The organism is Mesorhizobium sp. M1217 (assembly GCF_040318275.1).
Classification (GTDB): Bacteria; Pseudomonadota; Alphaproteobacteria; order Rhizobiales; family Rhizobiaceae; genus Mesorhizobium.
On the sequence record NZ_JAMYMA010000021.1, the window covers coordinates 20,873 to 41,072 of the forward strand.

Sequence of the window (20,200 nt, forward strand, 5' to 3'; positions counted from 1 at the left end):
ATGCAGAATAATCCCACGCAGAAATATCCTCAGCCGCCCATGCCTGAACAGCAGCAGGATATGCCCGGCTACACCGACGAGATGAATCCCCGCCCTGACCATGGCGAGCAGAGCTGTCGCGGTAGCGGCAAACTGATGGACCGCGTTGCGCTGATCACTGGCGCGGACTCAGGCATCGGACGCGCGGTCGCAATCGCCTTCGCGCGCGAGGGCGCGGATGTGATCATCTCCTATCTCGAGGAGGACGAGGACGCGAAGGAAACGGCCCGCTGGGTCGAGGATGCTGGTCGCAAGCCTGTGATCGCGCGCGGGGACATCAGCGACGAAGGTTTTGCACGCTCGCTCATCAAACGAGCCATGGATGAATGCGGCCGGCTGGACATCCTGGTCAACAACGCCGCGCATCAGGCGACATTCGAAAAACTGGAGGATATCACGACCGAAGAGTGGGATCTCACCTTCAGGACGAACATCTATGCGATGTTCTATCTCTCACAGGAGGCGGTGAAGGTGATGAGACCCGGCTCCGCCATTATCAACACGTCGTCGATCAACGCCACCAGCCCCTCACCTACGTTGCTCGCCTACGCCACCACCAAGGGGGCGATAGCAAATTTTACCGCCGGGCTGGCCGGACTGGTCGCGGAGCGCGGCATCCGGGTCAATGCCGTCGCGCCGGGGCCGATCTGGACGCCGTTGATCCCTTCGACGATGCCGACCGAAAAGGTGAAGGAGTTCGGCAAGAACACACCGCTGAAGCGCCCTGGCCAGCCTGCCGAGCTCGCGGCCACCTATGTGCTTCTGGCCTCGGACGGCGCCAGCTATACGACCGGCGCCCTCTACGAGGTCACTGGCGGAAGGCCGATGCTTTAATGAATTTGTCCCGGGGGAGAGCGGAAGGTCGCTTATCGGGATCGCGCTCTGGTCGCTCGCGCAGCCGTTGCGACGATAGCTTCGCCTACGTTGCTTTCCTGACTTGAAGGGTCATTCCGCCGCTCGGGCGATCAACGCGACAAGCCAAGTTCTTTGCGGCCGTTGCCCAGCAACGGAACGCGGAGCAGGTCAACCGCGTTTCACGACAAGGCGGTGATATTGGAGGTATTAAATGCCAGCCAAATCCAAGGCCGAGCAGATGGCGGCAGGCGCCGCCCTTGCGGCCAAACGCGGTGAAAAGAAGAAGAGCGAGTTGAAGGGCGCGTCCAAGTCGATGGTCAGGCCGATGAGCGAGAAGGAACTTCACAAAATGGCGTCGACCAAGCGCAAGGGCAAAGCCGAACATGCGTCCAAATCGTGAGTAGATGGCCGGATGGGCGGCACGGCAAGCGTCCTCGTCGTCTTCCATCTCCGTTCCGATCAGATCAGATGCCTTCTGCTCGTTCGGGGTAGCGCCGCAGAAGCATCACAAAGCCCATGTTCCGCGAACGGATCCGGAAAATCTGCTTTCGTGCCGAAACTCCTTCCTTTGCGAGACTGGTCGTGAGCTAAGAGAACCCACCAAGACCGCCGATCTCGTATGACCCGACGGGCAGCGGCAATCTCCGGCTTTTACCAACGGATCACGACGACCTTCTCGGTCCCGTTGCCGAGTTCGACAGCTTCGGTGCCCTCTGGCTTGCGGCCTTGGATCTTGGCATCGTCGATGGATTCAACGACGGCAACGTTGACCCCGAAGGCCTCATCGATTTCGGCGACACAGACCAAGGTATCCGGTGGCAGGTCCTTCACTCGGTCCAACAACTCGCGAAGCTTCATGGCGGACCTCCTTGGCGACATCTGGATAACAGGAGCGTTATCCTTTTCGGCAGTGCATTCGGAACCCTCTCGCTTGAGAAAGGTTCCCCGGTCGCACTGCGCACGTCCCTTGTTTGCAACGCTGCCAGCGCAATTTCCTATTGATCATTCATCCACCCGCCGCCGAGCAGATTCTGGGGCAAGCCAGGTCTGTCGACCTAGCCTAACGCCGCAGGACATATGAGGCAGGCGGCTGGACCGGCTTTGATCTGGACGCTGTCGACTATGTCTCCGACGAGATCGAGCGTGATAACGCTCCTAGAGGCAATCGGCCCTGATTAGCTGCCCTATCCCGGGTGGCTCCCGCGACTCGACGCTCGGCGGGTAGTGAGTGCGCGGGCGGTTGAGGCTGAATGGCTCGACTCTGGCCTCAACCAAGGTGACACAGGATTTTTTGGGAAGCCCGGGAGTTAGGTCGCGCGCCCACTTTGCACGTACCATATGATATGAGCCATCGCGGTCATTGTCGCGTTGCAGTGGTGTTTACTGGCCAGTTGATCTGGACTGCTTCGGCGGGCGTTTGACCGGCTCTGCAAGGAGGGCCGCCTAGCCAAGAAAGACAGGGAACAGCGGGAATACCTGGCTGCGGAAGTCTTCCTAGTTTTCGACGATGGGACGAGGGACGAAGCGGACCCGTTGCGTGCGCGCACCAGAGCATCTTCACTACTCTAAAATTTAGAACTGACCTGGCACCGCTCTATCAAAAGCAGAGTTGCTGGTGCCGAGCTGAGGTCGCGGTTGTGGCAGAAGCGTCGTCGATGCTCAGAAATGGGCTTCCTCGAAGTATTTGGCCTTCAGCCATGTGTTCGACGATCCGCTCCTGTAGCCGCTGTCGGCGCGCTTCGAGATGATGCTCTCGAGCCCCACTTTCTCGATGGCCCGAAAGATCGCTAGCGCACTGCTCTCGAAATGCTCTCTGTACTGGATCTTGCCGAGGCCGTGCTCAATGAGTTGCCACAGCGCCTGCTTGCGCTGCAGCAGGGGCAAGGAGGCTAGATTGCGACCGTCGAGATGGAGGATATCGAACGCGACGAACACCAGCCGGCTCGGTTCGTGCCAGATCGCGGCTTCCAGCGCAGGGCAATGGGGAGCGCCCTGCTCGCCTGGAACAATGACCTCGCCGTCGATAATGGCAGCCCGGCATGGCAGCTCGGCAGCCAGCGCGATGGGCCAGTATTTCGTGGTCCAGTCACGGCCGTTCTTGCTGTACAGACGCACGCCGCCTTTATCGATGATGATCTGCGTTCGGTAGCCGTCAAGGTTGACCTCGTGAACCCATCCGTCATCTTCGGGCGGCTCCGTGACCCGAGTCGGGATCTGCGGCGGAATGAACTCCAGCTGGCCGCCGTTCACCTTGGCACGCTTACTCAATGACGCCACCTTTGATCGCGCGGCGGCTGATCGGCACAGGCCCGACATCCCCCCAACTTGGACGCCTGCCGCCTGTGCCGAGCCCCCGCCGAGCCATTGCGAGCATCTGCGCACGAGGCCGGATTGTCTTTAGCTTGGCGTCCAAATACTTGTCCTGGTGTACATATTCGCTGTAGGCGCCGCGCTCCTGCACCTTCTCACTATCGGTGCCGGGCTCACGCATCGTCCCCGGCTGACCTATACTATCTCGGGTTGCCGCAAGCCCACGCAGTCCCCTGGCAAATTTCGGGACCTGGTTAGTCCATCAAAAGCACCAGAGCGGGATGCAGCTTCTTCAGATTCGGCAATGATTTCGATTGCCAGGGTATGTCGGGCGTTCCACGCACGACGAGTCGAACATCGGGATGCTTGCGCACCTCGATAGTAAATTTCGCCAGCAGGTTGATGCCGGAAGAGTTGAGAAAGTGAAGGTCCTTCAGATTGAGCGTAATGGAAGCGGGATTCGAGGCAAGCACACTGGTCGCCAACGCCGTGATAGGCGCACCGGCGTCGGAACTGGCAAGCCGCATTGCACCGTCGAAGAAAATTTCGCTTCCTTCAGTCCATACGCGGTAGTCGTCTGTCTTGATTTCCATAGCCTGGCTTCGTTTCCTCTAATTGTGAATTTGCGAGATCGGAATGGAGGCATATGTCTCCACGCAAATCCGATCGCTTTCGTTGGCGGCGCTGAATATCCAAGCCAGGCGCGCGCCGTAGTCGCTCATCAACGTCAGCAATCCAAGTCCGGAGCCTCCTACGTCGGGGTTCGCGGCATTGGCTTCAATTCGCTGTATCAGCAGGTCCATGGGGTCGCCAACCGTGATGTCCTCCAGGAGACTTTGGAACTCGGACGCATCTTCACCATCGAGGTCATTCGACACCTTGAGCTTGAAGCATTCCGAATCCATCGACGCCTCGATCAAGATCTCACCCGGTGCGCGAAACTTGACGGCATTTTCGATGAGTTCGTTGACCAGATATCCAATGCTGTGCCGCACTTCCATGTAGTCATTGCGGGACGACCGGAAGCGCAATGCGAAAAGATCTGCGATGAAGTCCGAGGTCGTGGCACAATGACGCCAACTCAAGTCGAGAGGTCCGTCGAACAGCCGCACGCGACTGACGCTCTCCTTCATCCCGATTGCAACGTCAGGGGTCCCGAACAGCGTTGTCATGGCTATGTGTGCCTTATGATCACGAGGGTGATGTCGTCGTGGATCTTCTGGATCCCGATATGGGCCATGAGATCCTCGATGATCCCGGTTTTGATTTCCTCGGCGCTCCCGCCTTGACGTTTTCGTGCGCTCTGGCAGAGGCGCTCGAACCCGAACAGCCTTCTGTCTTGGTCTTCCGCCTCGGTCACACCGTCGGTGTGCAGCACGATCACGTCGCCACTGCCGAACAGGATGTCGCGCGTGGCAATGAACTGCGAGATGTCATTCTCCAGGCCAACCGGCAGACCCAGATCCATCGTGTCGATGCGTTCGACGTCCCCGTCCGCACGCACGACGAGAACGTCCTCATGCTGGCCGGATAGCGTTACCCGCTCATCCTCGAAGTCAAGGAAGGCCAGCGAGAGATGCTTGCCGGTGTTCGTCCGCTCGATGTTCTTGTAGATCGCTCTGTTCAGCCGATCCAGAAACTGGTGCGGATCCGCCTCGTTGGTCTCCTGCAGCGCACGTGCAACGGATTGGACCATCAGCATCAGCACGCCGCTCTCGAGACCATGACCAGTCACGTCGCCGATGCCGATCTTGACCCGTGACCCGTTCTGCAGGACGTCATAATAGTCACCGCCGACCTCGTCGGCCGGCCGCATGTAGGCCGCGATCTCCAGCCCCGGAATCGCTTCGAGTTCGAATTGTTTCGGCAGGACCATCATCTGTATCTGCCTGGCGACCGCGAGTTCGGCGCCAAGGCGGATGTTCTCGTCCTGCAACTTTTCGTTGAGTGCGGAAATCTCCTGATTGGCGTCCCCGAGTTCCCTGGTTCGTTCGTCGACGAGTTGCTCGAGGTTTTCTGTGTGAAAGCTGATCTGCTCGGCCATCCGGTTGAAAGCAACCCCCACCGCTCCAACCTCGTCGCGCGTCGGAATGCTTACCCGGACTGAATAGTCTTTCGCCTGCAATCGCTTGGCGGCCCCGGCAAGCGCACTGAGGCCTGCAGTGATCCGCTTTGAAATTCCGAAGACAGCCGCAAAGACGATCAGGAGCGAAACGATAACTGCGATGACCTGGGTGATCAGGATCCGGTTGGTTGCGCTTGAAATGCTCTGCTGCGCTGCAAGGAGGGAAGCATAAATTTCCCGTTCGGGGACGACGAAGCCAAGCATCAGGGTTTCGGCCGTGATGGACCCCGTACTATTCCAGAGATTGACTGGGTTTAGTCGGCGAAGTGCGACGATGTACGGATGGGCTTTGCCGTTTTCCTCAATCGAAATATGCTTAATGACTGTCTTGTCGTCGGCGGGAAGTTCGAGCGCTGCGACGGTCGCGTGCGTACTCTTTTTGAGCGAGCGATCGAGGCCGGTAACGCCTTGACCTGCCGCACCACTTGCGATCTTGAGCCCGAGCATTTTCTCGCCTTCAGGCTTGATCGCGAGCACATTGCCGTTCGACATGGTGAGAAAACCGAAGCCCGTATCGGCGACCTTCACGCTTTCGACGATGTCAGCGAGTTGATCGAGCGTAACGTCGGCAGCGACCATGCCGGCGACATTACTGCGGTCTTTCGTCCAGAGTGGGTGGAAGAAGCTCACTATGAGCTTGCCGGTAATCGCGTCGATATAAGGAGCAGTCGCAGTGATGTCATCGCCCTTTACGGGGCGCGAATCGGGCTCCCTGATCCAGCCTTCCCAGCCTTCATAGACGCCAGGAAAGAAGAAATCCCAGAAATTCGCTTTGTCGTGGCCTGGATAAAGCTTGTCGAAGGTCTGCGCCTGATCGGAATAAGGAATCGTGCGCATGATCGGCCCTGCCTTCGGCCCTACGTAGTAGACCTGCAGCTTCTTGGCTCCAGTTGCCATCTGGCTTGTGCCAAAAATATCGAAGATCGCACTCTCCTGAATGTCGCGGAGAATTTCGGGCTTCGGCTGGTGATCAGCGGAGAGGAGATATCCCCAGACACTCATGACCGAAGGTGACCCTTGCCGGGTCTGTACCCAGTTTCCCGTGGCGTCATATGCAAGCGGCGCATTAAAATAGGGGTTCTTCGCCAACGCCTTGCCGATCGCATCTTTTGCTTCCGGGTAATCTATTAATCTCTGCATGGAGGCTGCAAGTGCGGTCACCTCGGAGTGCATGCGGCCGAACAGGAGATCGGCGCGCAGCGCCGTCGTCTCGATATAGTTCTGGAGGTATTCCTGGCTTGCCTTGGTGAGGCCGCTCTCGATCTGGTGCGTCGCGTCCCGGGAAAGCCGGTTCACATTCCACAGCGCGACGCCGCCGCCGACGAGGAGGTCGAACAGCACCGCCCCACCCACAACGATCAAGAATTTAGCGCGGAAGCTGTTAAGCCGGAGAACAGGCCAGGGTCTGGGCGGTGTTGCATCCAAATCGGTCATAGCGGCTTGCGTCCCGATGCAACCCAGATCGGCCAGCCGGCATAGCCCTTGGAGTGGAGCGCAGCGAAGATGTGGTCCTGGAAGCCCTGTCGGAACCGCCTGATAAATGCCGGTGTGTCACCTCGCTTGGTAGCCATCTCGCCTGCATAAACATCCTCCCATGCCGCTATGACGTCCGCGAAGTCCTGTGGATCGCCGTCGTGGTTGGTGACCATGAAGGACTCGACCCGAATGTCTTCGAGCCCCGCTTCGGTCAGGTAGCGTTTGCTCTTCGGGCCGAGCTCAATATCCATCTGGAAGTGGGCCCACAGCTTGGCGACCTCGTTATAGGTCCACTGGATGCTGTCGGCGCGTGGTTCGCCCAGGCAGTGCGAATTTTTTTCGTTGGTGATGTAGACACGTCCGCCCGGCTTGCAGATGCGAAACAGTTCCCTGAGGATCAGTTCGGGCTTGTGGAACACCTGCAGCGAATGGCGGCACGTGACGAGGTCGAACTGATTTTCCTCGAGCAGCATTTCTGATGCATCGCCATAAGTGTACTCGATGCCCTTGATATCGAACTCCGCAGCCACGTTTCGCGCATAGGCGAGGCTCGACCTGGAGTGGTCGAGGGCGACGATCCGCGATGGCTGGAACTCCTTCTGCGCGAGCACAGCGAAATCGCCGATCCCGCAACAGATGTCGGCCATGACGATCCCGGGCCTCATACCGTGTCGCGGCAAGATTGCGCGCTCGTGGCGCCATGTCATCTTTGTCTGAGTACGCAGGATCGGTACGAACCCGCCTTCCTCAAGGAAGCCCTGCCCCGGATAGAATTCGGTGTCATACTCCTCGACCGTGATGTTCGGTTCAATTCCGCTCAGGCGACCGAATTTTCGCGAGGTCCATCCGACGACGCTTGACGTGATGACGACGAATTTGAGATCTGGTCGAGCGCGACAGGCGTCAATAATGATCCTCGAAAAGGTGTGAAATGCAGCGTTATTCATCTGCGTCAGGCGTCGGACATTGACGTAGAGAACGCCCCGCACACGGTCGATCGCATCGCGAAGCAATGCTATGCTGGACCCAAGCTCATCGATCGCCTGAGGCCGGACCACCCCCGATATGGAGAACTCCTGATTGTTCGCGTCGTATTGCGCCTTGAAGCGGGGGAGAAGGTCGTAAGGGCTCAATTTTGCAGGCCTTCAAGCGGAAGATCCACGACAAGCTTGATTGCATCACCATCGGCTTCCTCGACCCTGAGTGTCGCGTTGTAGTCGACAGCCAGTTCCAAGAGTACGATTTCCCGGCTGGGCGCGAGATCCCCAGACACAGAATTAAGATATCGCTCCCTGGCCTCGAACCCTGCGACTTGCGACACGGCTTCTTCGTAGAACTGGCGCTCTTCTGGCAGGCAAGGAAACGTCAACTCGATCCTGTCCGTGGCGCCGTGGCGAGACACCCTGCATGCCAGTTCGCCGTCGCCATGGCGCGTACGAAAGGCGACTTCCAGCAATTCGTTGAAGGCAGAGGAAAAGAGATTTGAATGCCGGACCGAGTCTGACCTGTTTTGACTGATCATCCGGGCCATGTATGTCGAGAGATAATCGCAGTGTCTCCAAGCGGAGACGAAAGCTTTGATTTCCATGTCGATCTGGATCATGGGCTCAAAAGTCGGCCCGCCAGCCAGATCATGATGAACAGGTCCCATCGGCATCCTCCCTTGTTCTATCAGTATTGACCCCTGGCGGCGCGATGACCTCCGAGGCGGAAAATTTCACCGCGCTCCGTTATGACTCAGTCTCGCACCGACTCCAAAAATTGCGCGGTGTCTGCCTCGATCGTTTCTACAAATCTCCACTTCGCCGTTGACAAAGGGTGCAAGGCGCTAGACCGCCCGATTTGATTGCTCCATCGCTCGTACCACCCTCAGCGGGGACCGCCTGATGAAATCGCTGGTTGCCTCGGCTCCGAGCGGGCGTCCCAGGAAATTCCCTTGCAGGCAATCGCAATTCTCCTTGATCAGCCACCGTGCCTGTGCCGACGTCTCGACCCCCTCGGCGGTGACGCTTATTCCAAGGCCGTGCGCCAGACTCATGATCGATCGCACGATGGTCTGGCTTTTGAGATCGGTCTCCAGGTCCGTGATAAAGTACTGATCGATCTTCAAGGTGTCGAAGGGAAAGTTCTTAAGGTAGCTCAACGATGAATAGTATGTTCCAAAATCGTCCAGCGATATTCGTATCCCCAAGACGCTCAGAGTATTTAAGGTGTCGATATTGTCGATCGTCTTCTCAAGAAGAACCTGCTCGGTTATCTCGAGTTCAAGTCGGTCGGCCCGGATTCCAACTGAGTCGATGATTTGAGCAACCGTATCCGTTAGCGAACCGCTAAGGAACTGAGCCGGCGACACGTTCACTGCGACCGTCAGCGAGGAAGGCCACGTCAATGCCTGGCGACAGGCTTCCTCGAGCACCCATCGTCCAATCTCGTCCATCAGACCGTCGGCTTCGGCGATCGGTATGAAAACGTTGGGAGGAATGATTCCGATCTCGGGGTGCCGCCACCGCAGTAGCGCTTCGAAACCGATCACCGACGAGGGAGGCCGATTGAGCGGCTGATACTCCAGATAAAGTTCGCCCCGCTCCAGCGCGGTTCGAAGGCTGCGCCTCAGATTCTCGCGTTGCTCGAGCAAGAGCAGCATCGAACGGTTGAATGTTCGAGCGCAGCCGCGTCCATCTGTCTTGGCCGCGTAAAGAGCAATGTCAGCGGCTTTCATCAGCTGCTCGCCATCCGTCCCGTGCTCCGGGCTGAAGGCAATTCCGATACTCGAGCCGACGAAGATGGGAATGCCGTTGATGACGAACGGCTCCTTAAACGCGTCGACCAGCGATTCGGCGAGGCGCTCAGCCTCTGCTGGCTGCCCCCTTCCCAATTGGATGACAGCGAACTCATCGCCGGCATACCGATACGCAGATTCTCCGTCCTGCAGCGCGTCGCGGATACGACCCGCTGCGAGCTGAAGAAGCGTGTCGCCTGCTCCATGGCCGAGCGTGTCGTTGACCGCTTTGAAACCGTCAAGGTCGATTTGCAACAGGGCGGCTTCCGGCTTTGGTCTGCCGAGGGCCGCCAGTGCTTGCTGCAGCCGCTCGCCGAATCGCCGCCGATTCTGCAGTCCGGTCAGCACGTCGTGTGTCGCCTGATGAAGCAGAATTACATGCTCTTCCTCCTCCGCTGCGCTCCGCCCGCCGTGCTCCCTTGATTCGATGATTCCCACACCATTTGCAGTGGGGAAGACGAAAACGGACCGGGGCGCTTCGCCTGATGATGACGCCAAGTCGATGCTTGCCGGAGAGCCGCCCTGGAACACACGAAGGAAATCGTCGCGATACCTCGCATTGAGAAAGCTCGGGTAGATCTCCCAGACGGCGGCGCCCAGCGCCACCGCGCCTCCGTACACGCCCTTGAGCTTGGTTGCGTAGTGCGTCAGGCGGAAGTCGCGGTCATAGATTGACAAAAGTTCGGTCGTGTTCGCCAAAAGGTCAGCGAGTATCCCATCGCCGGCACATGGAGCATTGCTCGAGGAAGGCCCCTCACTCTCCGTGCCGACGCCTGATGCCTGTGGGCGCAAGAGCCACCTCCATAGGCGGTGCAAATTCGCGCCCCCAATCTAGGAATAGCATAACTATCAACCTTAGCAAACTTTCAACTCGCAGTCTTAACAAGTGCCGCATGCAGCGCAGCTGCAATGCATGCTCCGCCGTGACTGGTGACAAATTATCGGTAACGTCGAACAGTCACAGTTCGTTAATAAATCGCGAATTGGCGGGAATCAGCTATGTGATTGATGGCGCGGTGGACGCGACACGAAGATATTGTGCGGCCTGGTCTTCCCCGCCCGGCAAGCCTGTTTTGAGCCCGCCCCATCAGCATCGCCGATCCTGTACTCAGCTTCCGAGCGCTTTGAGCCAACCTTCAAAGGAAGAGGCTTTCTCCTGTCCGGCAAGCGAAACAGAGTTGGCGGGGCGCTGCAACACCACAGTGCTGCGGCCTTCGCGAGGGCTGTAACCGAATTCCTTGCTGAATGCCCGGCTGAAATTAGCCGCTGAACTAAACCCGAAGGCTTCAGCAATTTCAACAATGCGCCGGCTGTCCGCCGGATCGCTTAGCGCAACATGGGCTGCCAGAAGGCGGCGACTTTGTACGTAATGGAGAACACCACCGCTTGGTTCGAACAACTGATACAGACGAGAGCGCGAGACGCCGAGCGCCCGGCACATTGAATCCGGTGTCAAATGAGCCGCATCCAGATTGTGGTGGACGTATCGACGCGCTCGCTCCATTAGCGCGACACCCGTCAATTGTTCGACGGCCGCAGCTTGTTCCGCCGGAGGCCCGAGGCAGGCAATAATCATGCTGCGTGTTGCGTGCACGATGCGGGGCAGATCGTCAGCCGTTAGGCTGCGCAGTCTTGCTTCTATGCTGTTGACGTAGTCGACCAAGAGGTTGGCAAAGTTGCCGGACAGAATTGAATTGTTCTTTGCGTCGAGGGTTGACGCCGCATCAGAGAACAAATCACGCGGCATATACAGAAAGAGACTTTCCGAGTCCGTTACCCTCCCGCGAAACGGGTAGCCAAGCGATCTGATCTCCAATTTGCCCGACTGGTTTTCCGCAACGCGGCGATCGACCTCCGTCCACGACCGGCCAGTTCGTGGCAAGACGATGTACCAGTGATCGATCGAACTGGATCGGAGCTTAGCGGCGGAACGCAAGTAGCTATGTGCCGGCGCGCGCTGTTGAACGATCAGCATGCCACCGAGATTCCAAGCCATGTGATCGGCGGGAAAGCCATCGTTCAGCGATTTGCCATCCGGCAACCTGACCTCGACAAGCGGCGCCATATGCTCTTGCCAAGCGGCGAATTGACCTTCTGGCGCCAGTTCAAGCGTTGAAAAGGGCAGAGGTTCGAGCGCCGGCTCGAGTGATGGAGCGTCCCCATTGTGGGGTTGACCTTCGCGCGGCCAACGACGTCGGTCACGGTCTCGCGGCTGCCTTGCAGGGGCCTCGTCTTGCCTCTTAGTGTCCATCGCGTGGTGCCATATCCGAATCGGGTATGCCCGTGCCCCTCTCAATCATGTGGTGTACTTTCAGGCATCTGGCAAGACTGGCGGAACTCGAGCCGACCGAAACGGCGATCACGCTGGATTATGGCAAGAAATGCATTCCGAGATAAGTTTCTGGATGCCAAGATAACGACACGTGCGGCCCGTTGGTCGCCTGCAGGATGGCCGGGCCAGCATCCCGCCGCTCCCATGTGGACGGTGACGAAACCTCCCATCTCTTTCAATCAGCAGTTGAACCGCGTCCGAATCTGTTGGCTGCGAGGAGGAACCAAGAACGATAATTCGCCTGCACTTGAGTCCTTGACGACGCCGCGAAGATGACGGGCATGAGCCGTACGATGGTCAACAGATATCGCGTCGAAAGCCGGTTTCCGGTTGCGGTTTCACTCGGCGACCGCCGCGTCCTTCACTCAGAGGTCTCCGACTGGATTGCAGCGAAGATCGCGGCGAGGGCGGCTTAACCCGTTGCCTTCAAAAACCACCGCGGATCCAACCGCGGCAACTTCAAAAAAAGGGGACCACCAACCTGCACATATTGTCAATTAGACTGAAGCCGCCTGGCGCGCCAGGAGCGTCATCGCGCGCTTTGATATTTCGCTAACCGATGACTGTCGATTGCACGGCATGAAGCTTGTTGAGAAGCCCGACGACCGACGCATGACGTACGGGCCACAATCAGGCGCCCTGCACGTCGCGACCTTGGCACCAGCATTCGCAGAAGAAATCACGTGCGCCGCTGGCGTGGCCCTTGGAGGCTTGAACGCCCATGAGGATCTCAGACAGATACGCTCATCACGACGAGATCCCGATCACTTGGGCGACTTGGCTATCGAATGCCGGCATTGTTGTGGCGTGACGTTCGACTCCGCAACTTTCGCCGTCGAGCCCGCCGTTCGAGGTGAGGGCGTCGTTTTGGGTCGAACCATGCTGGTCCCGGCTGACCTTGCCGCCGGCACACTTGTACGTCCCTTGAACTCGCCCTCGAGGCCTCGTCAAAATACTTCATCGTCTACCCGCCCTGCGCCATTGCCCAGCGGAAAGTCAAAGCGTTACGGGATTGGCTGTTTGCTGGGATGCATCCAAACGACGGCCTTATGGCAAGACTGAGATGCGTCCAAGAAGAGCCACCAGTTCCGCCTGACGTTTCGTTTCAGTCTTGGCGAACAGCGAGGCAAGGTGGGAGCGGATCGTGGTGCGGCTGAGGCGCCAACTGCGCGCGATCTCCAAAGGCGCATCGCCCTGAGCCAAGCGCAACGCGAGGTGCGTTTCCGCGCCCGTCAAGCCAAACATCTTTTGCAGTGTCTGAGGATTTGGCCCCGACCTGTTCTCGCGGTCCAGTAACGCCACAATGCTCGTTCCGTCAGGAGCGATAAACCCGTTCTCGTTCAATATCACCGGCGTGTCGGCGCTGCTGCGGATCACCACCCATGATAGTGAGCCCGGCAGGAAATGGGCCGGAACATTCGCGATCAGCCGCCTCAAGGCCACTGAAAGGCCGCTGGCCGTATCGGCTACTTCGCCCTGGCGCTCCAGCGTGGTTTGAGCGGCCGCGTTCCATTCGACCACTTTCCTCTCTCGGTTCAGCACGAGATAGCCGCAGCCGATGCGATCAAGCATGCCGGTTATGGATTCCAGGCTACGTGCTCTTGGCTCCCCGACCCCTGCGCCCAGTCGATCAGATGCACGATCTGAATAGGCATAAGAGGGCTGCTTCGTATCGGCCTCACGGTCATACTTGGTCCTCATCGGAATGTATCGGTTGCCCGCCGCAGCTTCAGTGTGTCTATCGATCAGAGTCATTTTCTACCCCTACCCACAATTTCACCAGCATGAAGCAAGTTATTCTGGATTTACAGAAAGTTCTTCAACGTGATTCGTTCAGATGGTGTTGTAATAAGTTACTCGTTCCTGATGATTGTACCGTTCAGAGTTCAAAAGTGTGCGTGCAATCGCGACATTTATAATATCCATATATCATTAACTTGTGGTTATGTTCCGGATGTGAAATTCACGCCGAAATTTGGCCAGCCTCCTTCGGTGTTTACTGATTCTTAGTCCGATCGTGGTCGCAATATGTTTCGACGGTTCGTTATTAACGTATCCATCAAGAATTATCTTGCGACTGGCTTCGCTTTTGCGCTTTACGTTATTTCTAGAACCTCCTCAACTGCGCGTTCACAATGCACGATTCTATACGCACCAAGTTGAAGATTGTCGTTAGCTTCGCATCCAGAAACTTGTCTCGGGATGCATTTCTTAAGATTTCTTCATACCGCCAAGCCGCCGATAGTATTCCTGCTCACCTGTTTCCGACACCACACAGTCCGGTATGAAGATCGGATTGGAAACCGTTGACAGCGCGCTGAGCGCTATTGGGACGGCCATGGGATATTCTATCAGGATCGTGCTCAGGGAGGGCGCCGGTCACTCCCCTCGCGCAATTTCCTTCGCGAGATCGCCCTTTTCGCGAAGCCAGGAACAAATCGTGATCAGCCTCATTGTGCTAGTCAGCAAGGGAGATGAGCTGTGAGTGGCCCGCAATAAGCCAAAAACCGGGGCATCAGCAAACGTCGAAAAAGACGCAGAAGATTGGGTTAGCGGAGATGATCCAATGACCCCGCACAAGCTTCGTATTGGAAAACTCTGGCCGAACAGGCCGACGACCCTGACGCTTATGCTGACGGCTTCAGCAAGGCGGAAGCTTCTAAACGCATTGATGCACTCCGGGAGAAGCTAGGCCTGTAGCGTCCGCTTGTGGAGCATCTAGTTTAATCGTGAGGAAGAGCTTCGCTGCAGGTATTTCTGGGGCAGAGCGTTAGCCGCGGTGTCCGACGTGAACAAGCCTTACGTCCCAATCAAAGGAACTGTGACTGTCGTTGCGTAATTTATCGGATACTGGTCGAAATATGGGAACTCGATGACGAAAGCATAGGTGGCGGTCAGATGCGCCATGCGGAAACCGCCGCTAGGGGGATCGATCCCAATCGTAACCTCGACGTCTTTCAATCCCAAATCCAGTAATTTTTCCGTGGCTATGGCTTGGATCTGAGCCTGCGTCAGCGAGTTCTTCATCTGCAGCGCACGCGAGGACGTTTCCAGCGTATATCGAACGCTCGACATGGCGTTCAGTGCCCAGCCGAACGCGAAAATGCCGAACAAAAGCATCATGAGAAAAGGCGCAAGCAGTGCGAACTCCAATCCGGCTCCGCCTGATGCATCCCCCGTGAAAGCTCTACCTTTAGCGAACACGAATCACCTGTTGATGATTGAGCTCGCGCGAGAAGGAGGAATCGCCAAAAATGAAGGGCGGTGACCAGATGGCTGTCGCCTGTATTACGACGAAGACCGAGGGGGCTTTCAAAGTGTCGCACAGGATCGATGGATCGACCGCGATGTTCCCGCACATATATTTCCGGCTCAGTGTCACCTGCGCGCCAGCGGGGTGGTTTTCCCAGCTTGAAAGAGCGACAGCTTGGATAGTCGCATCCTCGACTGCTCCTTGCATCACGAGGTTCGCCGCCGTTTTTACGCCTGCACGCATCGATAGCGCGCTTGATACGAAAGTCCAGCCGTTAATGACGCCAAGAAGTACCAGACAAAGGATCGGCACAATCAGCGCAAACTCCACCGCAGCAACACCTGAATCGCACCGGAAATTCCGGACGTACCGCCGTTCCACGAAGATTACTCGACAAGCCGAACAGACTGCGTCGCCGGAATGTCTCGCATTCCGAGGCTGGTGCAATCCTGGCTGATGCTCGTGTTGCCGGACCACTGCAAGGTACTGGCGACGACCTGCGTGCAACCACCCTTGCCAGAAAAATTGCCGAGATAATTGACGTCCTGGGTTGGAAAATACAGAGCGCCGGTCAAAAGCGAATCCGCCGTGCCATTGAACGTGTTCGACCCCGTCAGGTTACCTTTGTTGCCATAAAACAGAACGCCGGAATACGTGCCCGACGTCGGTGCGCTAAGCTTGATTGTGGCGTTGCCGTTCATGCTGACGCCCGAGCTGCCTGCGAGATAGATGATGACCCCGTCGCCGGAGATGTTGGCGTTCGAGTTCGCTTTGAAATCACCGCCTTGGATGACGTACACGCCGGGCGAGAGGGCAACGTTGCCGCTCAGGCTCAGCCCGCTGCAGTACGTCCCGGGGCTAAGGGTCGACAGCCTCGAGTTTTGACAGGGGATTGTGGCTGGTGGCGTCGGCAGGTCGGCAAAGGGATCACCGGCGGGTAGGGCCTGGGTTATCGGGCTGGCGCACACCGTCGTCACAGGGTTGTTCAACGAAACACCGCCGGCCGATATCAGGCAGTCGGCCTGAAGGTTTGCTGATCCTTGAAGCTTGATGGCGTCCGCAGCTATCGAATTCGACATCACGGAACAGCCCGTCATTTTTATGATCGAACTGCCCGAAAAAAGCGCCGCTTTCGGGGCGGACGGATTGAGCGACAAAGCGCAGGCTTTTGAGGCGTCAGTGATAAGGGCCACCGCTCTTGCCTGTGCGCCGACCGCGTTCTGCGTGAATATCGATGTAAAAAACCGATCGAGGGTCTGATGAACGATAACCTCGACGGCCTTTTGGGCGACATTCGGGCCGGAGGACGGGGGCGTGAAGACTTCGATCGTGCCTGCCGACGCTGCAAAACCGTTCGAGGCTGCTGACAGCGCCACGGCGGAGACAATCGCGGACTTGTCTGATCCCGAAACCTTTTCTAAAGCGCCAGCATAGGCTGCCGCGTCTGCGACCGCCTGCAATTTCAAGCTGCTGTAGTACCAATAGGACGTTTCGACACCGAAGCCCGCACCGCCGACAATCACTGGCAAGGACAGGGCGAAAACAACGGCTACGTTGCCGTTATTCCCGAGGCGTCGTCGTAGACTGCTGCCGGACCAGCCGAAGATATGGGCGCCCCATTCCATTGAGGTTTGTAGGCGCAAATACATGAAAGAAGGAATAAGAAATTCCCTCCACTTGCACCCTCCTGGGCGGGCCGGAACTCAGAGATCCAGTCCATCGCCGAATCTGGGGTGGGCGAACGCGAACGAGAGAGAGCCTCCTGGTCGCAGGCTGCGACGCGCGCGGTGTCGACAATCTCATGTACAAAATGCGTTCGTTGGTCTTGATGGGGAAGAAAGTGACGCGATCGGCGGCGCCTTCAAGATCTTCGGCAGCAGATATTCGGCCATTCAGAGGGCCCGCGCCTGCATAAGTCCACATCACGACGTGCGGAAGTCTCTTCGCGCCGCGAGCTTGCTAGATCACTACGTGTTTCTGCGCGACCCATAGATTCACTGAGTATGCGCTGTGATGTCATGTAACACGCAACATGACGCACCCCTTGCCGTGCTCCTGTCTTAGGTATTTTATACCAAGGGGATGACTTCAGCTGATTTGGCACTGTATCGATGGCAAACACTGCGAACCCGCTTGATGAGAATTCCGGCGAGCATCGGCGCGAGCGCCGCCAACGTGTGCTAAAGGGCGGCACGATCATCACCGGGATCCAGAATTCCGAAATCAGCTGCACCTTGCGTAATCAACATGAGGGGGGTGCCGAGCTGAAGGTCGCGCCCGAAGCCCGGGTTCCCGATCGCTTCTTGCTCTACGTCTCGGTTGATGGACTTGCCTATCGATCGGAGGTTTGCTGGCGCCGCAACGACCGTATCGGCGTTAAATTCACCGGCACCGAGCCCAAACCGAAACTTCACTACGGCTGACCGACGGCAAGATGAAGATCACCGGCGCCGTCATCTGCGCCTTGCACCATCATCAGCTTTATCTCCGGACTCCTATGAGCGCATGACGAGGCACTCCGTCACCGCTCCGTACAGCTATGGCCGCCAGAGGCACACCTAGGGGCAGCGCTCTCGGGTCGCCTATTTTGGCGACGGGTGGCAGCCTGTGGCGAACCGACCGGCCGCGAGGTATTGAAACGAGGGGCAGGCGAGCCAGCCATCCGATCAGTCGCGTCAGAACCTATTCCGCCGCTGCATCAGACGGCGAGGTGCTTTCTCCTAAAGGTACCTTCGCAGCACGTCGCGCCTCCACCCGTACGTAAGCGAGACCGACGTTGGCTTCGCCGAAGGCTCGCTGACGCGTCCCGGGGGCGCGCGGTCCTGCTCGATCTCCGCGAATAGCTAATGAGGAACAAACCCCCTCGCGAGAGAGTTCGGTCCCTTTTAGACACGTGGGCCCGACGTGGTTGAACTCGACCCAGCAAAGCGGAAGGTTATTGCCCGACGTCGTACGGCGGTGGATCAGCTCGGACCTCATCGGTGATGTGATCGGTACTGCGGACATTGCGAACTCACCTCATCCATCGTCCCGCGAAGGACACTTTTCCACCGGCAAGTGGAAGCTTATGGGGGGCGATCCTTGTCACGCTCGTTTCATACCCGTCTCCCCTTGTTCGAGGTCTGGTGAGCATCTTCTCGTCCCGACCCGGGGTTCCGCTCTGCCGCCCGCGCGCCGTGGCCGGTCAGGGGTGGCCGACAGGCCATCGCCCAGCGACTTGCCCTTGACGGGCCAGCGCACGGCGGCAGGCTGCAATAGTCGGGGCCTGCGATCAGGCGGCCGCCGGCAGGATATCTTGTCGCGTCCAGCGGAACCGCGTGCCGTCACTCCAGATGCGATGCATGATCACCGCCAGCCGGCGCGCCAGCGCGACAATGGCCTTTTGTCGGCCACGCCGCTTGGCGACGTTCATCGCCCAGGCCTTCAGCCACGACCATTTCGTCACGTGCGTCAGCAGCACCTGCGCGGTCTCGTAGAGCAGCGTTCGCAGCATGCCGTCGCCACAGCAGGATATCCGGCCGATGCGCCGGCTTTCGCCCGACTCGTGGAGCACCGGCGTCAGGCCAAAAGCCGGCCCGACCGCCTTCGCGCTCTTGAACCGCTGCGGGATGTCGATCGTCGCGGTTAGGCCAGCGCCACCACCGGACCGACGCTAGGTATCGTCATCAGCCGCCGACAGACCGCATCCTCGCGGACAAGGGTCAGAAGCTTGCGGTGGAGCGTGGCAAAGTTCTGCCGCAGCTTGCTGGGTGCCTCGAGCAGCGGTTCAACGAGTCAGGCATGCCTGCGGTGAGTTCGCGGATGCGCACCTCGAATTTGACGGCACCAACAGGGCCGACCTTGAGCCCGAAGTTGCGCAGCAAGCCGCGGAGGTCGTTCTCAACGGCAATGGCCTTTTCCTGCAAGAGTTTGCGGGCGGTCAGCAGCTCCCGGCGCTTCTGGTTCGTCAGGGTTTTCACATGCACCGGGCGAAACAGGTTAACCCGCATCATCTGCGCAATGCCGCGGGCGTCATTGCGGTCGGTCTTGTTCACCTGCGCCTTAAGGAGTGCCTTGGTGTGGCGGGTCTCGATGCAGATCACCGGCAGGCCGGCCCTGGCCAGGCCTTCGAACAACCACTGCGACAGGGGCCCGGCTTCAAGCCCAACGCGCTCAAGCCGCCAGTTGGGATCCTTGAGCACCCGTGCCAGATCCTCCGGATGGCTCGCCACCTTTATCTCGCGGCAAATCTGGCCTGTTTCGTCGATGATGCACACTGCGGTCTCTTTCACCGAATCCAATCCGGCATAATATTTCATGCTGCGCTTCTCCCTCTGATGATGCTTGTGGCTGCTCCATGCAGACCACGTTTATCATCAGCTCGAAGCGCAGCACCTTCAACATATCCACCATCCACGCTCACCCGAAGATGAGGCTCAAGCCGAATACCCCATCTTTTGAAGGTCCTGGGTCCGAAGCTGCCAATCCGCTTCGGCCCAAAGGTTCACTCGATCGTTCGTTTCTCTTCCAGCCAATGCGGCCGACGGAGAAATGCAATGGGACTTTCACGGTATGATCTTGAAAAGCAGGACCGAAGGGCTTGGAATGCAGGCAAGGAGGTTGGCGCGAGCGCTGAAGCCTCGGCCGATTAGGCCGTCCGGTTTTTCCTCGATCGAGAAGGTCGCCTGCGTGATCGAGCGTTGTTCGACCTTGCAATCGACAGCAAATTGCGGTTGCGATTAGTCTCGACCGCGCCGATGCAGAGGTCCATCAAGCTGCGCTGAAGCTCGAGTCGCTTTATCGGGTGACGATTGTCAGCTTTGATTGCAGCGGCGAACTCGCTATGGAAAAGGTTCTCGCGCGCCCTTTGGCGTCGCTCTCCCTGAGAGAGGGCAACCGGACGTAGACGGCCTGGCCGGCGGCGAACTCAAACCAAGGCCACGGTGCCCTTTGCGTTCTCGTCTCGGGCAACGAAGTTGTCGAGAAAGCCCGCGCAGGTTTGAGAAAACTGGTCCGCCTCCACCGTGTAGCATTCAGGCCATCGCGCATGCT

Annotated in this window: 18 protein-coding genes and 2 pseudogenes; 6 read left to right on the forward strand and 14 right to left on the reverse strand. The window is 58.1% G+C overall.

The genetic code is table 11. The features are described from left to right. Both NKH37_RS27925 and NKH37_RS27930 read left to right on the forward strand, forming a co-directional pair. On the forward strand, positions 1 to 873 hold the full coding sequence (locus tag NKH37_RS27925) for an SDR family oxidoreductase (RefSeq protein WP_353011046.1): 873 nt from the start codon (positions 1 to 3) through the stop codon (positions 871 to 873). Positions 874 to 1,105: 232 nt separating this feature from the next. Then, positions 1,106 to 1,294: a DUF3008 family protein gene (locus tag NKH37_RS27930; protein WP_353041919.1), complete on the forward strand. Its 189-nt coding sequence runs from the start codon at positions 1,106 to 1,108 to the stop codon at positions 1,292 to 1,294. Positions 1,295 to 1,545: 251 nt separating this feature from the next. Here the strand turns inward: NKH37_RS27930 and NKH37_RS27935 are convergent, their stop codons facing one another. From NKH37_RS27935 to NKH37_RS27975, 9 genes are all read right to left on the reverse strand, one after another. Next, positions 1,546 to 1,752, reverse strand: a complete 207-nt coding sequence (locus NKH37_RS27935; RefSeq protein WP_023720360.1) for a hypothetical protein — start codon at positions 1,750 to 1,752, stop codon at positions 1,546 to 1,548. An 801-nt stretch (positions 1,753 to 2,553) separates the two neighbouring features. After that, positions 2,554 to 3,210 carry an ATP-dependent DNA ligase gene (locus NKH37_RS27940; protein ID WP_353041920.1) on the reverse strand — a complete coding sequence of 219 codons (657 nt, stop codon included), beginning with the start codon at positions 3,208 to 3,210 and terminating at the stop codon, positions 2,554 to 2,556. A gap of 248 nt (positions 3,211 to 3,458) precedes the next feature. Continuing rightward, a complete protein-coding gene (locus NKH37_RS27945) occupies positions 3,459 to 3,797 on the reverse strand; it encodes a slr1659 superfamily regulator (protein WP_023720364.1) in 339 nt (112 codons plus the stop codon). A gap of 18 nt (positions 3,798 to 3,815) precedes the next feature. Further along, complete coding sequence (locus tag NKH37_RS27950; RefSeq protein ID WP_031194400.1) at positions 3,816 to 4,376, reverse strand: slr1658 superfamily regulator; 561 nt, start codon at positions 4,374 to 4,376, stop codon at positions 3,816 to 3,818. A 2-nt stretch (positions 4,377 to 4,378) separates the two neighbouring features. Beyond that, positions 4,379 to 6,763 carry a SpoIIE family protein phosphatase gene (locus NKH37_RS27955; protein WP_353041922.1) on the reverse strand — a complete coding sequence of 795 codons (2,385 nt, stop codon included), beginning with the start codon at positions 6,761 to 6,763 and terminating at the stop codon, positions 4,379 to 4,381. After that, positions 6,760 to 7,938, reverse strand: coding sequence for a class I SAM-dependent methyltransferase (locus NKH37_RS27960; protein WP_023720367.1), 1,179 nt, complete (start codon positions 7,936 to 7,938; stop codon positions 6,760 to 6,762). Before NKH37_RS27960 ends, NKH37_RS27955 begins: the two co-directional genes overlap by 4 nt. Next, positions 7,935 to 8,456, reverse strand: coding sequence for a ubiquinone biosynthesis methyltransferase UbiE (locus NKH37_RS27965; RefSeq protein ID WP_352483393.1), 522 nt, complete (start codon positions 8,454 to 8,456; stop codon positions 7,935 to 7,937). Before NKH37_RS27965 ends, NKH37_RS27960 begins: the two co-directional genes overlap by 4 nt. A 177-nt stretch (positions 8,457 to 8,633) precedes the next feature. Beyond that, on the reverse strand, positions 8,634 to 10,283 hold the full coding sequence (locus NKH37_RS27970) for a putative bifunctional diguanylate cyclase/phosphodiesterase (protein ID WP_353012895.1): 1,650 nt from the start codon (positions 10,281 to 10,283) through the stop codon (positions 8,634 to 8,636). 409 nt (positions 10,284 to 10,692) lie between these two features. Then, on the reverse strand, positions 10,693 to 11,835 hold the full coding sequence (locus NKH37_RS27975) for a helix-turn-helix domain-containing protein (protein WP_352641955.1): 1,143 nt from the start codon (positions 11,833 to 11,835) through the stop codon (positions 10,693 to 10,695). A gap of 362 nt (positions 11,836 to 12,197) precedes the next feature. On the opposite strand from NKH37_RS27975, the gene NKH37_RS27980 reads away from it, so the two are divergent. Further along, positions 12,198 to 12,332 carry an AlpA family phage regulatory protein gene (locus tag NKH37_RS27980; protein ID WP_352859488.1) on the forward strand — a complete coding sequence of 45 codons (135 nt, stop codon included), beginning with the start codon at positions 12,198 to 12,200 and terminating at the stop codon, positions 12,330 to 12,332. A gap of 631 nt (positions 12,333 to 12,963) precedes the next feature. Here the strand turns inward: NKH37_RS27980 and NKH37_RS27985 are convergent. Continuing rightward, the gene (locus NKH37_RS27985) at positions 12,964 to 13,671 is read right to left on the reverse strand and encodes a helix-turn-helix transcriptional regulator (RefSeq protein WP_352641953.1); all 708 of its coding nucleotides are present in this window, start codon (positions 13,669 to 13,671) and stop codon (positions 12,964 to 12,966) included. Between the two features lie 843 nt (positions 13,672 to 14,514). Between NKH37_RS27985 and NKH37_RS27990 the strand changes: the two genes are divergently transcribed. Next, positions 14,515 to 14,616: a DUF3072 domain-containing protein gene (locus tag NKH37_RS27990; RefSeq protein WP_348633238.1), complete on the forward strand. Its 102-nt coding sequence runs from the start codon at positions 14,515 to 14,517 to the stop codon at positions 14,614 to 14,616. Positions 14,617 to 14,715: 99 nt separating this feature from the next. Here NKH37_RS27990 and NKH37_RS27995 read toward each other — a convergent pair whose 3' ends face one another. From NKH37_RS27995 to NKH37_RS28005, 3 genes are read right to left on the reverse strand one after another with little or no spacing between them, the layout of a single operon-like run. Then, the gene (locus tag NKH37_RS27995; protein WP_023720377.1) at positions 14,716 to 15,069 is read right to left on the reverse strand and encodes a TadE/TadG family type IV pilus assembly protein; all 354 of its coding nucleotides are present in this window, start codon (positions 15,067 to 15,069) and stop codon (positions 14,716 to 14,718) included. Positions 15,070 to 15,109: 40 nt separating this feature from the next. Continuing rightward, a complete protein-coding gene (locus NKH37_RS28000; RefSeq protein WP_023720378.1) occupies positions 15,110 to 15,499 on the reverse strand; it encodes a TadE/TadG family type IV pilus assembly protein in 390 nt (129 codons plus the stop codon). Positions 15,500 to 15,555: 56 nt separating this feature from the next. Further along, on the reverse strand, positions 15,556 to 16,794 hold the full coding sequence (locus tag NKH37_RS28005; RefSeq protein WP_352483397.1) for a pilus assembly protein TadG-related protein: 1,239 nt from the start codon (positions 16,792 to 16,794) through the stop codon (positions 15,556 to 15,558). Positions 16,795 to 17,280: 486 nt separating this feature from the next. On the opposite strand from NKH37_RS28005, the gene NKH37_RS28010 reads away from it, so the two are divergent. Continuing rightward, a complete protein-coding gene (locus tag NKH37_RS28010) occupies positions 17,281 to 17,592 on the forward strand; it encodes a PilZ domain-containing protein (RefSeq protein WP_023720380.1) in 312 nt (103 codons plus the stop codon). Between the two features lie 848 nt (positions 17,593 to 18,440). Here the strand turns inward: NKH37_RS28010 and NKH37_RS28015 are convergent. Continuing rightward, positions 18,441 to 19,467: pseudogene (locus NKH37_RS28015) on the reverse strand (IS110 family RNA-guided transposase). A gap of 237 nt (positions 19,468 to 19,704) precedes the next feature. On the opposite strand from NKH37_RS28015, the pseudogene NKH37_RS34110 reads away from it, so the two are divergent. After that, a pseudogene (locus NKH37_RS34110) lies at positions 19,705 to 19,881 on the forward strand (integrase); the annotation flags it as partial. Positions 19,882 to 20,200 lie beyond the last annotated feature (319 nt).